Source organism: Streptomyces deserti, from assembly GCF_054782695.1.
In genome coordinates this window covers 1-635 of the sequence record NZ_BAAGRZ010000127.1, presented here as the reverse complement: position 1 = coordinate 635, position 635 = coordinate 1, and the positions used below count along the sequence as shown (strand labels likewise).

At 68.7% G+C, this 635-nt stretch carries 1 pseudogene; it reads right to left on the bottom strand.

The features are described from left to right. Positions 1-635 (bottom strand): annotated as a pseudogene (locus ACYVMZ_RS39395) (IS5 family transposase); the annotation flags it as partial.

Below are 635 nucleotides of genomic sequence, written 5' to 3'. Positions count from 1 at the left end.
TTCGTAGCGGCGGTGCAGGCGTCGGCAGCCGCCCAGCCAGGACATGGTGCGCTCGATCGTCCAACGGTGCCGGCCGAGCCGGGTGGAGGACTCGATGCCCTTGCGGGCGATGCGGTGCCGGATGCCTCGCTTGCGCAGCCATCGGCGCAGGTGGTCGTAGTCGTAGCCCTTGTCCGCGTGTAGCTTGGCGGGTCGTCGCCTGCGCGGGCCGCGGCGGGAGCGGATTGGCGGGATACCGCGCACAAGCGGCTCGAGCGTCTGGCTGTCGTGCAGGTTGGCGCCTGAGATGCCGACGGAGAGGGGTAAACCGGTCCGCTCGGTGATCAAGTGGATCTTCGAGCCGTTCTTGCCTCGGTCGACAGGATTCGGACCTGTCAGCTCCCCCCTTTCAGAGCCCGTGTGTTCACCGAGTCGATTGCGCAGCGGGACCAGTCCAGGTCTCCACGCGAGCCCAGCTCGTCGAGGATGAGGCGGTGCAGCTTCGCCCAGACCCGGGCTGCCGTCCATTCGGTGAAGCGGCGATGTGCGGTTGGCCCCGATGGGCCGAAGACCGGCGGCAGCTGCCGCCAGGTGCAGCCCGTGGTGGCGACAAAGATGATCGCAGCCAGCACCTCGCGATCTCCGTACCGGCGCCG